Genomic DNA, 14,159 nt, shown 5'->3' with positions numbered 1-14,159 from the left:
AAATGCACCCATGCCCCTGATCGATACCGCCAATGCTTTCATCGAGCTTTTCGCGCAGCCCGTTCGCGCTGCGGAGAGCGGCTCGCTGGCCGGGCTGACCTTTGCCGCCAAGGACAATATCGATGTCGAAGGGCGGATCACCGGCAACGGCAATCCGGTCTGGCGGCGCGCGCATGGCCCGGCGGCGGCACATGCGCCTGTGGTCGCCCGCCTCTTGGCCGAGGGGGCAGTGCTCGCCGGCAAGACGCATATGGATGAATTTGCCTACAGCCTGATGGGCACCAACGCGCATTACGGCACGCCGCTGAATAGTGCCGCGCCCGATCGCGTGCCCGGCGGCTCCTCTTCCGGCTCCGCTTCAGCCGTCGGCGCCGGCCTGGTGGATTTCGCGCTCGGGACGGATACAGGCGGCTCGGTGCGGCTGCCGGCCTCTTTCAACGGCATTTTCGGCATGCGGCCGAGTCATGGGATGATCGACATGGGCGGTGTGGTGCCGCTCGGCCCCGGTTTCGATACGCTCGGCTGGTTCGCTCGCGATGCCCGAACGCTGGCGCGTGTCGGCCGCACTCTTGGTGTCGCCGGTGAGATGGATTTTTCGGTGGCGTGGCTGCCTTCCGACATCTGGACGGGTGTCGATCCGGGACTTGCCGCCCTGCTGCGGCCGATGGCGGACAAGATCGCAGCGCGGTTCAGCAAAACCGTCGCCGATCCGCTGCCGATCGTCGGGCCGGAAGAACGGTCCGAAATCTACCGTTTCTGGCAGGGCTATGATGCATGGAAAGTGCTGGGCAATTGGGTCGAGGCGCATGACGCCGAACTCGGTCCCGATATCGCCGCGCGTTTCGCCGTGGCCCGATCCATCAGTGACGAGACCTTTGCCCGGGTCGATGCAACGCGTCGCGAAATTGCCCGGACAATGGACGCAGAGCTTGCCGGCGGCCTGGTCATGATCATCCCGACGGCCCCTGGTCCTGCTCCGCTCCGGGATTCATCGCGGGAGATATTCGAGGCCTACCGCCAGCAGGCCCTCGGCATCCTCTCCGTCGCCGGCCATGCCAGCCTGCCACAGATTTCCATGCCGGCCGGGAAGATGGATGGCGGACCTGTGGGGCTGTCGGTCATCGGCCGGCGCGGCAGTGATGGCGCATTGCTGGAACTGGTGGAAGGGCTGTGAGGCCTATTCCAGCGGCCCCGTCGACTGCCTGACGATCAGCCCACCCGATATCCGCTTGATGCTCGACGGCTGGCCTGGCTGGCAGGAACCGTCCTCCAGCATGCCGACGACGACGGTGACGATCTCGTCCAGCGGCTGGCGAAACGTCGTCAGCGCATAATGCGGCCAGCTAGCCATGGGGATGTCGTCGAAGCCGGCGACGGAAATATCCTCGGGCACTCGCCTGCCGCTGTCCTCGCGCAGCGCATCGATGCCGCCGATTGCGAGAATGTCGTTGGCAAAGAAGATAGCATCGGTGTTGTTCTTGGCGGCGATTTCGAGTGCCGCGCGGCGGCCGGCGTCGTAACTATATTCTCCTGCGTCGACACGGCCCGTCAGCGTCATGCCCAGTTCGGCGACGCGGGTGATGAAGGCGTTCTGCCGCTCCAGATTGGTGGTGGTATGGCTGAGACCCGAGACATAGGCGACGCGGCGGCGGCCGAGTTCGTGGAAATGATCGGCGATGGCGCGCGCGCCCTCGACGTTGTCACAACAGACGCAGTTGATATCGGCGTCGTCGACGACGCGGTTGATCAGGATCGCAGCACGGCCCTCGGTCGCCCAATGCAGGGTCGCTCCCGAGAGCATGGTTGCCGAAATGACGATGACGGCATCGACGTTGTAGCGTCGCAGCGCCGAGAGCTGCTCTTCGATATTCGAGCCCTTGGTGATGTTGAACAGCAGGCTTTGCAGGCCGATGCGCTGCAGGCCCTGCGAGAGCTTCTGGATGAGCGCGGGATAGAAGGGGTTACTCATGTCGGAAACGACGATGCCGACGATGTTGGTGCGGCTCTTCGACAGCATGCTGGCGATGGCGTTCGGATGGTAATCCTGCTCCTCGGCGAATTTCAGGATTTTTTCGCGCAGCTCCGGCGCAATGCTGGCGCCCGGCGTGAAGGCGCGTGAGACAGCCGACTGACTGACCCCGATCATTCGCGCCAGCTCGCGCGCGGTGATCGGCCTTCTCTTTCCATCTGACGGTCCCACGCCACGCGCCATCTGCGTCCCCGAATTGCTTGTCTCGCGGTTTTACTCGCCCCTGCACCGTCAATACCGTTCCGATGGATTTCATTCAATCGGTTCATTCGGATTGAAGTTCATATTGCATGCGTATGCAAGTCATATTAGTGTGTGCTGGCGTTCGGGAGGAGATCGGGCGCCGAATGATATGATGATGGGTGGAGGCAATTCGAATGCCCGGTGCATTGGACGATCTCAGAGTCGTCGATTTCTCGGACAATTTGGGCGGTCAATATTGCGCGCGCCTGTTTGCCGACTTCGGCGCGGAGGTAATCCTGGTGGAGCCGGAAGCCGGGTCGCGGATCCGGCGCATGCCGCCCTTCCCGGTGAAGGACAGCGGGCTTTCGCAGCGCTTCTGGCATCTCAACACAGGCAAACGTTCCGTCAGCCTCGACCGCCAAGGCAGCGAAGGTCGAGCCCGGTTGGACGCGCTGCTCGCAAGTGCCGACGTCGCGATCCTGCCGGAGGATTTCGATGCGGCCGAGGTGGAGAAGATCAATCCACAATGTGTCGCCGTCACCGTCAGTCCCTTCGGCAAGGATGGGCCGCTGAAGGATTGGAAGGCACCGGAAATCGTGCTGCAGGCGCTGTCGGGCATGATGAACAACAACGGGGAATTCGGGCGCGAGCCGTTGTATGGCGTCGGCGACCGCGCTTCGTTTGCCGCCGGCGTGGCGGCCTATATCGGCATCATGGCGGCGCTTTCTGCGCGCTCCGCCGATGGCAAGGGGCAAGCGGTCAGCGTCGATATCGAGGAAACGGCGGCTGCCATGTGTTTTCCCTATGTGCTCCGGCACATCTACAATAGCTCGGTCCATCGCCGCAATGATCAGACCATCCCGGCAGGCCAGGTGAAATGCCGCGACGGCTGGGTGTGCATCTGGATCTATAATCACCGCTGGTATGCGGTGTGTACGGCTCTCGATCTGCCGGAAATGGAGCGCGATGCGCGTTTCGCCGATCCGGCCATCCGGCGGCGAAACTGGGACGCCATGTTTGCCATCATCCAAGAGAAGGTTGCGGATCTTGCCGCCGAAGACCTAGTGGAACGGTTGCAGCAAGCGCAGGTGATCGCCGCCAAAGCCTATCGTCCGTCCGAACAATTCGGCAATGCCCATCTTAACAGCCGCAATTATTGGGAAAGCGTCGACGGCCGGGTCATCCTCGGGCCGCCGTTTCGCATGAGCGAGACGCCGCGCCGCGTGCGGGCGGGTGCGCCCGATCTGGGTGAGGCGAACCGTGATCTGGACGGATTTATGGGCCACCCTCGTCCTTCGAGGGTCGCTGCGCTCCCACCTCAGAATGAGGATGGAGCCGGTTTTGTGCCTGGAGGCAGAAGCAAACAGGGCGCTGTTGCGTCAGGGCAAACCATCAAAGGAATTGAAGCAACGGCCAAGCTCGGGAATAGCCCTCATCCTGAGGCGCAGAGGCCGCAGGCCGGAGCCTCGAAGGACGAGGGCAGGCAAGGGACAGAAGTTCCACATCTCCCTCTGCAAGGCATCCGGGTCATCGAGATCACCACAGCCTGGGCCGGGCCGATGGCAGGGCGGGTGCTCTGCTATTTCGGGGCCGAATCGATCCACGTGGAGTCGCCGAACCGGGTCAATTCCTGGCGATTGAACAAGGAGAAGCCCAATCCGATCAATTTTCCGGACGGCGAGCCGGGCGAGCGGTTCTTCGACCGATCTTTTCTGTTCAACTCGCAGAACGTCAACAAGCTCTCCTGCATTCTCAATCTGAAGACGGAGGAGGGGCGGCAGACATTGCGGCGGCTGGTGGCCGTGGCTGACGTACTGATCTGTAATTTTCGGCCGGGAACGCTTGCCAAGCTCGGGCTCGATTATGACAATCTCACTAAGATCAAGCCGGATATCATCGTTGCGGAACTGCCGGCGTTCGGGCGGCATGGACCAATGTCCGGCTATGCGGCGCTGGGCCCGACCATGGAAATGGCGACCGGCATGTCCGCAATGATGGGCTATCGCAATGGCCAGCCGGAGAATACCGGTCCTTCCTATCTCGATCCGATCGGCGGCTTCAATGCCGCGGCTGCTATTCTGACCGCGCTGCACTACCGGCAGCGAACCGGCGAGGGTCAATATATCGAGGTACCGCAGGTGGAGGCGGCGATGCAGCTCATCGGCGCGGAGCTGCTGCTTGCGACCGAAACCGGCCTCGATCCGGTGCCCGACGGCAATCACGTCGCCCATATGGCTCCGCACGATGCGTTTCCGGCTATCGGCGAAGACCAATGGGTGGTGATTGCCGCGGAAGACGAGACGCAGTGGCGGGCGCTCTGTGCAGTCATGGAAAGACCCGATCTGGCCGAAGACAGCCGCTTTGCGACGCTGGCAGCGCGACGTGCCAATGAGGATCTGCTGACCGGAATCATCGCGGATTGGACGCGTGGACGCAGCAAGCATGAGGTAGCGCGGCGGCTACAGGAGGCTGGTGTTGCTGCGGCGCCGGTCGCAACCGCTGCCGATCTTGCCGGCAGCGACTATCTCGCCCATCGCGGTTTCTTCACCGAACTCAATCATCCCGATGCCGGGCGGCATCCGTATCCGGGCCTGCCGATCCACCTGAGCCGCACGCCCGGCACACAGCGCAGTGCGGCTCCGCAATTCGGCGGCGACAATATGCGCGTGCTCCGGGATATCCTGACTCTGTCAGACGAAGAGATCGATCAACTCCAGGCCAGCGCCGCGACGGCGACCGTGCCATTTGCCGATGGGTGAGCCTGATATGCCCCTCTCTACCGATAAAGCACTCTTCCCGCGCAGTTTGGCTGTTCATGTTCAGCTCGATGATGACCCCCGCTACAGGGGGTCGATCCATGACGACGATGTGGCTCGGGCTCGAGGTTATAAGGCGGCTCTGGTGCCTGGGGCCTTCGTCTATGGCCATATCAGTCGTGTGGCGATCGAAGCCTGGGGGCAGGCATGGGCGGAGCGCGGTGGCATGAGTGCCCGCTTTCGCCGGCCCGTCTACAATGGCGATGTGCTGACCATCAAGGCCGGCGAACTTACGGACGATCCTCAGATGCGTCGGGCCGAGATCCGCGCCGTCAACGAGGAGGGCGAAGAGGTCGCGTCCGGCTGGGTCGGGTTGCGGGATGCGCAACCTGTCGCGCCGGATATTTCAGGCTTCGCGATATTGCCGCGGCCGGAGACGCCGCCGCGTGTCGCAGCTGGTGCGTTGCGGCCGGGCATGCCGGTGACGACAGCCGACAGGGTGTTGACCGAAACGGATTTCCGCAAATCGCTTTCGGCTTTCAGTGAGCGGCATCCGCTCTACAGCAATTCCGGTTTCGTGCATTCCGGCTGCCTGATGCGGCTCGCCATGGGCGACACCAACAACAGCTTCGCCTTTCCGGCGCCGGTGGTTTTGACCAGTGCCGAGGCGCAGCATTTCGGCCTTGTCCGTCCCGGCCAGCGCCTGACCACAGCCGGACGCATAACCGATGCGTCGCTGCGCAAAGGTAAATATTATTTCGAGAGCGAGGAGTTCATGATGGCCGATGGTGTGCTCGTTGCCCGGTTCCTTCGGACTTCGATCTACGCTTACGCCTGAACTGCTTTTTCCATTAGGGAATATCTGTATTGCCACAACATGCCAGCAAAGGCGGCTTTGCGGCTCTATGGACCCGTGCTAGCTTATTCATCCTACCAATCAGCATAGTTTTTCCGAATTTGCCCGTTTTGCGATATTGCATACGGATGCAAAATGCGTAATGGTGCGTTCCGTGGAGAGAGTGACTGCCCGGTGAACGTGGCAGGTATGGCGAGGGTCGCAGGAGGTTAATGGGGATTTTCTGAGCAAGGCAGCCCGTTTGGGCTGAACGGAGACCTGTGCCTTTCAGCGGGGTGGCAGGCACAGAAATTGATCCATTTGCCGCGTATCGCCAGCTCCGACCCACATTTTCCGGCCACCAGGCCGGACCGCCATTCAACATTTCGTTGCAGTAAGGATTTTGGGCGTGCCGACTTCTACAACCATCAAATCCGTCGAGGCTTTCCAAGTAAGCTGGGAGCCCAACGAGCCGCCGGGCCGCCGTACGGCCTTCATTCGCGTCACTACCACAGACGGCATCGTCGGCCATGGTGAGGCATCACCGATGATGGGCGGCGAGCACTCGCTCGGCGTCGTCAGGGATTTCGCCGAATCCCTGGTTGGCCTCGACGCGCTCGACCACGCCATCATCTTCGACCGGCTGATGCACAAATATATCAAGCTCGGGCCGGAAGGCGCGGTTACCGGTGCGCTCGCCGCACTCGATATCGCGCTCTGGGATATCAAGGGCAAGTTCTTCAACCAGCCGATCCATCAATTGCTCGGCGGTGCCTGGCGCAAGGAAATTCCCTTCTATTCCTCTGTCGGCAACAACGCCTTCCGCACTCTCGACGAGACGCTGCGTGCGGTCGAGGAACGCTTCAAGTCGGAAACGCCGGCACTGATCAAGTTCCGTCAGGACGGCGACCGGTCGCGCCAGGATGTCGACGTTCCCGGTGATATCGCCAAGATCAAGGCGGTGCGCAAACTGGTCGGCGATGGTTTCCCGCTCGCTTTCGATGCCAGCAATCTTTACTCCGTCGGCACAGCGATGCGCGTCGGCCGCGTACTGGAGGAGGAAGGCTACATCTGGTTCGAGGAGCCGGTGCAGCATTACAACGTCCGCGCCATGGGCGAGATCGCCCAGCGCCTCAGCATCACGGTTTCGGCCGGCGAGCAGACCTATACGACGCAAGCCCTCGTCGACATGATCAATGCCGGCGTGCGCATGGTGCAGCCCGACCTCATAAAGATGGGCGGCATTACCGGCCTGATGCAGTGCATGGCGATCTGCCACGCCCATGGCGTCGAATTGGTGCCGCACCAGACGCAACCGACGATCGGCCATGTTGCCAACCTGCATATCCTTTCCGCCATCATGCACCTGACCAAGCCGGCTGAATTCGCCGATCCGTCGACACGCATGCATGTCGCTTTCGACAATCTGCCGAAGCCTCAGAACGGAAAGTTTGTGGTGCCTTCTGGCCCGGGGCTGGGCCTTTCAATCAACGACGCCGAACTGAACAAGCGTCGCAGCTGATATCCTGGGAGGGTAGTTTATGAGCCTGAAAAGACGTGAATTCCTTGAGCTGGCGGCTGCGACGGCGGCGATGAGCATGGTCGGGCTAAGGGCGGCTCGCGCGCAGAGTGCAGATGTGATCCGCGTCGGCATCGCCGCCACGGGCCCGCGCACCAGCGATCCGAACCAGACGACGCAGGGTGGCGACAACTGGGCGACCGAGCAGATGTACGAACAGCTTGTCCGCCCTGAAGACGGCACTTTCGCCACGACGCCGGATCAGTATGTTCCGACGCTCGCCACCGAGTGGACGACGTCGCCGGACGCCAAGACCTGGACGTTCAAGCTGCGCCAGGGCGTGCAGTTCCACAAAGGCTATGGCGAGATGACCTCCGACGACGTGGTCTTCTCCTTCAAGCGCGCGATCAAGGAAGGCACGAACACGACGATCTTGTCCAATATCGCCGATGTCGTTGCCAAGGGTCCTTATGAGGTCGATATCCAGTTGAAGACGCCTGACGTCAACCTGCTTGGCACGTCGATCTTCTGCAACAACACTTCGATCGTCTCGAAGAAAGCCTTCGACAAGATCGGCGCAGAAAAATTCGCCACCGATGCCGTCGGCACCGGTCCCTACGAACTCACCCGCTTTGACAATCAGTGGGGTGTCGCGATGAAGCGCCACGAGGGCTATTGGGACACGAAAAACAAGGCCAAGATCGCCAGCGCCGAATGTGTCTACATCGCCGACACCACCGCGCGTACGCTGGCGCTGCTATCGGGCGATGTCGACATGATCGAGGCGGTACGTGCGCCGGGCTGGGTCGATTCCATGCTGCAGCGCGACTCGACGCTGAAATTCGACATGACTGCACCGGGCTCGTTCAACACGCTCCACGTCAACCTCAACCGCAAGCCCTTTGACAACCTCAAGGTACGCCAGGCGATCATGTATGCCGTCGACCGTCACGCGGTTGCCGATGCATTGAAGCCGATGGGCGGTTTTACGGCCGGCCTGCAGCCGGATTTCTTCCCGGCCGGCTTCAAGACTGAGGACCTGCCGCCCGAACTGCAATACAATTACGATCCGGACAAGGCGAAGGCGCTGCTTGCCGAAGCCGGTTTCCCGAACGGCTTCGATTTCGACAGCAATTGCAGCCAGCGCGAGGACTATTCCTCGATCATGCTGATCGTACAGGAACAGTTGCGCGCGGTCGGCATGCGCATGAACCTGCATATTGGCGACCACACCGCCTATCATGCCGACAACCACATGGACAAGAACACGCTCGCGCTACATTCGTCGAGCTATCCGCCGATCCCGACGCAGCTTTATTTCCAGCAGCTTTCGACCAAGTCCGAGGTCAAGGCCGACGGCAAGGGCGGCATCAACTACAGCCACTATGGCGTTGCCATGCCCGGCATCGACGGGTTGCTCGACAAGGCGCTGCAGTCCACCGACTTCAAGAGCTACGTCGATTATTGCAAACAGATCGAACTACAGGTGCTTCGTGATTTGCCATTGATCGGCATGTCGACGCTGTCCTTCACCGTGGCGCGCAATGCCCGCGTCAATCTCGGCTACGACGTCAAGAGTGGTTACGCCCGCTGGCGTTTCCATCGCGCCACCAAGACCGCGTAGTCATACAGGTAGTAAGCAATGGGCAGATATCTCTTCCTAAGGCTCGTAGACGCCATACCGACGATCTGGCTGGTGCTGACGCTCGTCTTCATTGCGATGCGCATTCTGCCCGGCGATCCGGCGATAGCTGCTCTGGGGGACACCGCTCTCCCGGAGCAGCTCGCCCAGTTCCGCGCTAAGATGGGCCTCGATGTGCCCCTCTGGCATCAATACCTCAACTTCCTGTACGGGGTCGTGACCTTCAATCTCGGCACCTCCTACATGAACGGCGCTTCGGTGCTCGACCTTATCGGCCGGAACCTGCCCTATACGATCGAACTGACTGCGGTAGCGATGATCATGGGTGTCGGTGCCGGTGTGCCGATCGGCGTGATGGCGGCGACCAATCGCGACAAGCTGCCGGACAATGGCGTGCGCGCCTTCTCGCTGTTCGGTCATGCCGTTCCTGATTTCTATCTCGGCGCGCTGCTCTTGATCATCTTCGCGCTCAATCTGCGCTGGTTCCCGATCAATGGGGCCGGCAACGGCTTTGCCGACCGCATGTATCATGTCTTCCTGCCGGCCTTGACGCTGGCAATGGTCAAGGCGGCCTTCATCGGCCGGCTGACGCGCGCGTCGCTTCTGGAAGTGCTTGGCAAGGACTATGTCCGCACGGCGCGAGCCAAGGGTGCGCGCGAGCCGAGGGTCATCTATTGCCACGGCCTGCGCAATGCGCTCTTGCCGCTGTCGACTGGCATGGGCCTCAGTCTGCTCGCCACTTTCTCCGGATCGGTGGCTATCGAGCTGGTCTTCAACCGGCCCGGCATCGGCAGGCTTTTGATCCAGGCGATCAATGAGCGTGATTACGGTGTCATTCAGGGCGGCGTCATCGTCTTTGCCATAGTCGTCGTGCTGATCAACCTGATGATGGACCTGCTCTATATCGTCATCGATCCTCGCATTCGGGTGAAATAATGAACACGATCACCGCTCCCATCGGGTCGCAGGCCGATACGCCGCATCTGGCGCCCGCACCGGGCTTCGGCATCTTGCTTCGCCAGATGATATTTGGCCGGCCCTCTACCATCTTAGCCTTCGCCATCGTGTTGGCCTTCTTTTTGATCGCCGTTTTCGCGCCGCTGCTTGCCCCTTACGATCCGCTGCAGCAGAGCATTCTCGCCGTCAACAAGCCGCCGTCGGCAGCGCATTGGCTCGGCACCGACCAGTTCGGCCGCGACGTGCTGTCGCGCATGATCTATGGCTCGCGCAACTCGCTGCTGTTCGGCCTCATCTCGCCCGCGCTCGCCGCCATTTGCGGCACGGCGCTCGGCGTCGTCGCCGGTTATTTCGGCGGTATCGTCGATCGCCTGATCAGCCGCGTCATCGATCTGCTCCTTTCCTTTCCGGAGCTGCTGCTGGCGATTATGATCGCTGCGGTGCTCGGCGGCGCCTTCTGGAATATTGTCGCAGTCATCACGGTCGCCTTCGTGCCCGGTTTTGCCCGCGTCGCCCGCGCTTCTACGCTGGCGGTCAAGCAGGAGCCTTATGTGGAAGCCTCCGTCGCTATCGGGCTCAGCACGCCGGTCATCATCTTCCGCCACATCATTCCGAACATCGCCGCCCCCATCGTCGTGCTGATGACGCTCTGGGTCGCCTCCGCCATTCGTCTCGAGGCGTCGCTGAGCTTCCTCGGCATCGGCACGCGCCCACCGAACCCGAGCTGGGGCAATATCATCCGCGACGGCCTGAACAATCTTTTCGGTTCGCCATGGCCGATCATCGCCGCCGGCTTCGCCATTACCTGCGTGGTGCTCTCGTTCAACCTTGCCGGTGACGCGGTGCGCGACATGCTCGATCCGGAGACCGCATCATGATGACAGAAACATCGTCCAAGCAAAGCCAGGGGCAGTCCCAGTCTCAATCCCGATCCGGCAAGCAGGTGCCTCTTCTCAAGGTGGAGAACCTTTCGGTCGAATTCGGTCCCAAGGACCGGCCAATCCGCGTCGTCAACGGCGTCAGTTTCGAAATCGCCGCCGGTGGCGCAGTCGGCATCGTCGGCGAATCCGGGTCCGGCAAGTCGATCACCTCTCTCGCTACCATGGGCCTGATCCCCATGCCACCCGGCCGCATTGCGGAGGGTCGGGTCGAGCTGGAAGGCGTCAATCTTCTGGAACTGCCGCGCTCGAAAATGCCCGAGATTCGCGGCCGTGACATCGCAATGATCTTCCAGGAGCCGATGAGTTCGCTCAATCCGGTCATGACCATCGGCGACCAGATCGGCGAGGCGATCAAGCTGCATCAAAAATCGAGCCGCGAGGAGCGGCGCGCCCGCATCATCGAGCTTTTGAAGCTCGTGGGCATGCCCGATCCGGAAAAGCGTATCGAGGCCTATCCGCACCAGTTCTCGGGCGGCATGCGCCAGCGCGTGATGATCGCCATGGCCGTTGCCTGCAATCCGAAACTCCTGATCGCCGACGAACCGACAACGGCGCTCGACGTCACCATCCAAGCGCAGGTGCTGGAGCTGATGAAGAAGGTGCGGCGGGAGCTGAACACCGCCGTGCTGCTGATCTCGCACGATCTCGGCGTCGTCGCCGATATCGCCGAGCGGGTGATCGTCATGTATGCCGGCCGCGTGGTGGAGGACGGCGATGTGCGCACCATCTTCCGCAATCCCGGCCATCCCTATACGCGCGGGCTTTTGCAATCCGTGCCGAAGCTGAAGGACGACCGCAAGCGGCTCTACCAGATTCCGGGCTCGGTGCCGCTGGCCGGTACCGTCAAGCAGGGCTGTCCCTTCTATGCCCGCTGCGGGGACCGGATCGACAAATGCGCGCAAATGATGCCGCCGATGTTCACCCTGGCCACCCGCCAGAAGACAGCATGCTGGGTCAGCGCGGGAGCGACCTCATGAACGAGACGAACGCACGAGACGACCTGATTACTGTCAGGGATTTGGGCAAGACCTTTTCCGATGCCGGCGGGTTGACGCTCGGCAAGACGCCGTCCGGCGTGCGCGCCGTCGACGGCGTCTCCTTCACCGTCAAGCGCGCCGAGACCCTGGCGCTGGTCGGCGAATCCGGTTGCGGCAAGTCCACACTGGGGCGGCTGCTTCTGAGGCTGATCGAGCCGACCGAGGGCCAGGTGCTGATGGACGGTGTCGATCTCACCGGATTCAGCCGCGGCGACATGCGGGCGATGCGCGAAAAGATGCAGATGATCTTCCAGGACCCGTATGGGTCGCTCAGCCCGCGCCGCTCAATCGCCCAGATCGTTGCCGAGCCATTGGAAGTCTTCGGTCTGGTCAAGTCGCGACAACAGGCCCGCGATCGCGTAGCAGAACTTCTGACCCGGGTCGGGCTGTCGCCGACCTTCATGGATCGCTACCCCCGGCAGTTCTCCGGCGGCCAGCGCCAGCGCATCGGCATTGCGCGGGCGATATCGGTCAATCCGCAGTTCATCGTCGCCGACGAGCCGGTTTCGGCACTGGACGTCTCGGTGCAGGCACAGATCGTCAACCTGATGCAGGACCTGCAGGAGCAGCGCAAGTTCTCCTATCTGTTCATCGCGCACGATCTCTCCGTTGTGCGTCACATCGCTGATCGCGTGGCGGTGATGTATCTCGGCCGCATCGTTGAGATCGGGCCTAAGGATCGCGTCTACGACCATCCGAGCCATCCCTATACGCAAGCGCTGCTCTCGGCCGTGCCCGAGCCCGATCCAGACGCGCCGAAGACCCGTATCATCCTGAAGGGCGACGTGCCGAGCCCGGCCAACGTGCCGCCCGGCTGCAGCTTTCATACGCGCTGCCCGATTGCCGAAGCGATCTGCAAGACCCAACGGCCGCCTCTCGCGCAGACCGTGCTCGGCCATTTTGCCGCTTGCCACTTCGCAAAGCCCAATCCGATACCGGTTGCGCCGCGGAGCGCCACGCCGGCGACCGCTTGAGGCAGAGTGGGATGACTTGTCGTCGTTCTGCCCTAACTTTACGCCTATGAACACAAGGATCGTCGGATGAGTTTCAAGGCTCTTGTCACCGAGCGCGATGCTGCGGGCGTTGTCTCCTCGTCCGTGCAGTCGCTCGACGAAGGTCGCCTGCCTGAGGGCAATGTCACGGTCGCGGTGGAATGGGCCGACGTCAACTACAAGGACGGCCTGTGCCTGACAGGTGCCGGCGGTCTCGTCCGCACCTATCCGCATATCGCCGGCGTCGACTTTTCCGGGACGGTGATCGAGAGCGCCGATCTGCGCTATCGCGCCGGCCAGAAGGTCGTGCTCACGGGCTGGCGTGTCGGCGAGAGCCATTGGGGCGGCTATGCCGAGAAGGCCAGGATCTATGGCGATTGGCTGGTGCCGCTTGCCGAAGGACTTTCCACACGCGATGCCATGGTCATGGGAACCGCAGGGCTGACGGCGATGCTGGCGGTCGATCGGCTGGAGGCCAACGGCCTGAAACCCGGCGATGGCGAAGTGCTGGTCACCGGCGCGGGCGGTGGCGTCGGCACGGTCGCGATCCATCTGCTTTCGAAGCTCGGTTATGAAGTCGCGGCAATCTCCGGCCGCCCGCATTTGTCGGAGGAATTGAAGGCGCTCGGGGCAAAGACGATCATCAGCCGCGAAGAGTTCTTCGCTGCCGCCGACAAGCCGCTCGAAAGTGCTCGCTGGGCTGCAGCCGTCGATTCGGTGGGCGGGGCAATGCTCGGCAAACTCCTGAAGCAGGTCAGATATCACGGCGCCGTCGCTGCCATCGGTAATGCCGGTGGCGTGACGTTTGAGACCAATGTCCTGCCCTTCATCCTGCGCGGTGTGGCGCTTCTCGGCATCGACAGTGTCATGCAGCCTTATGAGCGGCGTGTCGCCGCCTGGGCACGTATCGCCGAATTGTTCGATTTTTCGGCCTATGACAGTTTCGTCAGGGAAATTACGCTGCACGAATTGCCGACGGCGGCCAAGGCCATTCTGGCAGGGCAAGTTCGCGGCCGCCTGATCGTGCGGATGTAGTCTTTCAAGGCCATGCGTTCGACCGATCTCGGGGCAGGACAGCGAGGGCGTGCGTTGCTGATCATTCAATTGCAACCACAATCCCAGTTTTCGTCCAATGTAACAGTTTGTTGCGCTAAGCCACACAAAAATGGACAAAATTTAATGGGCATACCAAATTCCTAAGCGACCCGCTGCAAGCTAAAGTCGCGCCAATATCGCGCCGGCAGACCGTTGTGGCCGGAGCTGTAAAG

At 61.7% G+C, this 14,159-nt stretch carries 11 protein-coding genes; 10 read left to right on the top strand and 1 reads right to left on the bottom strand.

Annotation, left to right across the window (positions count from 1 at the left end; translation table 11 throughout):
- Positions 1–10: 10 nt before the first annotated feature.
- A complete protein-coding gene (locus tag CCGE525_RS20695) occupies positions 11–1,174 on the top strand; it encodes an amidase (RefSeq protein WP_120705927.1) in 1,164 nt (387 codons plus the stop codon).
- A gap of 3 nt (positions 1,175–1,177) precedes the next feature.
- Here the strand turns inward: CCGE525_RS20695 and CCGE525_RS20690 are convergent, their stop codons facing one another.
- On the bottom strand, positions 1,178–2,212 hold the full coding sequence (locus CCGE525_RS20690) for a LacI family DNA-binding transcriptional regulator (RefSeq protein WP_120705926.1): 1,035 nt from the start codon (positions 2,210–2,212) through the stop codon (positions 1,178–1,180).
- Between the two features lie 194 nt (positions 2,213–2,406).
- Between CCGE525_RS20690 and CCGE525_RS20685 the strand changes: the two genes are divergently transcribed.
- The 9 genes from CCGE525_RS20685 to CCGE525_RS20645 all read left to right on the top strand — a co-directional run bounded on the left by CCGE525_RS20685 (position 2,407) and on the right by CCGE525_RS20645 (position 13,926).
- Positions 2,407–4,971, top strand: a complete 2,565-nt coding sequence (locus CCGE525_RS20685; protein WP_120705925.1) for a CaiB/BaiF CoA transferase family protein — start codon at positions 2,407–2,409, stop codon at positions 4,969–4,971.
- Between the two features lie 7 nt (positions 4,972–4,978).
- Positions 4,979–5,806 (top strand): MaoC family dehydratase, encoded by an 828-nt coding sequence (locus tag CCGE525_RS20680; RefSeq protein ID WP_162950229.1) that lies wholly within the window; start codon positions 4,979–4,981, stop codon positions 5,804–5,806.
- Positions 5,807–6,212: 406 nt separating this feature from the next.
- Entirely contained in the window at positions 6,213–7,325 is a 1,113-nt protein-coding gene (locus CCGE525_RS20675) for a mandelate racemase/muconate lactonizing enzyme family protein (protein ID WP_162950228.1), read from the top strand.
- Positions 7,326–7,344: 19 nt separating this feature from the next.
- A complete protein-coding gene (locus CCGE525_RS20670) occupies positions 7,345–8,946 on the top strand; it encodes an ABC transporter substrate-binding protein (RefSeq protein WP_120705922.1) in 1,602 nt (533 codons plus the stop codon).
- An 18-nt stretch (positions 8,947–8,964) separates the two neighbouring features.
- Entirely contained in the window at positions 8,965–9,900 is a 936-nt protein-coding gene (locus CCGE525_RS20665) for an ABC transporter permease (protein ID WP_120705921.1), read from the top strand.
- A complete protein-coding gene (locus CCGE525_RS20660) occupies positions 9,900–10,799 on the top strand; it encodes an ABC transporter permease (protein ID WP_120705920.1) in 900 nt (299 codons plus the stop codon). Before CCGE525_RS20665 ends, CCGE525_RS20660 begins: the two co-directional genes overlap by 1 nt.
- A gap of 65 nt (positions 10,800–10,864) precedes the next feature.
- Entirely contained in the window at positions 10,865–11,839 is a 975-nt protein-coding gene (locus CCGE525_RS20655; RefSeq protein ID WP_205587483.1) for an ABC transporter ATP-binding protein, read from the top strand.
- The gene (locus tag CCGE525_RS20650; RefSeq protein ID WP_120705919.1) at positions 11,836–12,873 is read left to right on the top strand and encodes an ABC transporter ATP-binding protein; all 1,038 of its coding nucleotides are present in this window, start codon (positions 11,836–11,838) and stop codon (positions 12,871–12,873) included. The genes CCGE525_RS20655 and CCGE525_RS20650 overlap by 4 nt, the downstream gene beginning before the upstream one ends.
- Before the next feature lie 66 nt (positions 12,874–12,939).
- Positions 12,940–13,926 (top strand): acrylyl-CoA reductase family protein, encoded by a 987-nt coding sequence (locus CCGE525_RS20645; protein WP_120705918.1) that lies wholly within the window; start codon positions 12,940–12,942, stop codon positions 13,924–13,926.
- The last annotated feature ends 233 nt before the right edge of the window (positions 13,927–14,159 follow it).

It is taken from the genome of Rhizobium jaguaris (genome assembly GCF_003627755.1).
In the GTDB taxonomy this organism is placed as follows: Bacteria; Pseudomonadota; Alphaproteobacteria; order Rhizobiales; family Rhizobiaceae; genus Rhizobium; species Rhizobium jaguaris.
This window is presented reverse-complemented; position numbering and strand designations above follow the sequence as displayed.

What these genes read in the sequence shown, in the direction of transcription:
- CCGE525_RS20650 (WP_120705919.1), top strand. Translation starts at nt 11,836, where the DNA reads ATGAACGAGACGAACGCACGAGACGACCTGATTACTGTCAGGGATTTG.
- CCGE525_RS20645 (WP_120705918.1), top strand. Translation starts at nt 12,940, where the DNA reads ATGAGTTTCAAGGCTCTTGTCACCGAGCGCGATGCTGCGGGCGTTGTC.
- CCGE525_RS20670 (WP_120705922.1), top strand. Translation starts at nt 7,345, where the DNA reads ATGAGCCTGAAAAGACGTGAATTCCTTGAGCTGGCGGCTGCGACGGCG.
- CCGE525_RS20695 (WP_120705927.1), top strand. Translation starts at nt 11, where the DNA reads ATGCCCCTGATCGATACCGCCAATGCTTTCATCGAGCTTTTCGCGCAG.
- CCGE525_RS20680 (WP_162950229.1), top strand. Translation starts at nt 4,979, where the DNA reads ATGCCCCTCTCTACCGATAAAGCACTCTTCCCGCGCAGTTTGGCTGTT.
- CCGE525_RS20665 (WP_120705921.1), top strand. Translation starts at nt 8,965, where the DNA reads ATGGGCAGATATCTCTTCCTAAGGCTCGTAGACGCCATACCGACGATC.
- CCGE525_RS20660 (WP_120705920.1), top strand. Translation starts at nt 9,900, where the DNA reads ATGAACACGATCACCGCTCCCATCGGGTCGCAGGCCGATACGCCGCAT.
- CCGE525_RS20685 (WP_120705925.1), top strand. Translation starts at nt 2,407, where the DNA reads ATGCCCGGTGCATTGGACGATCTCAGAGTCGTCGATTTCTCGGACAAT.
- CCGE525_RS20690 (WP_120705926.1), bottom strand. Translation starts at nt 2,212, where the DNA reads ATGGCGCGTGGCGTGGGACCGTCAGATGGAAAGAGAAGGCCGATCACC.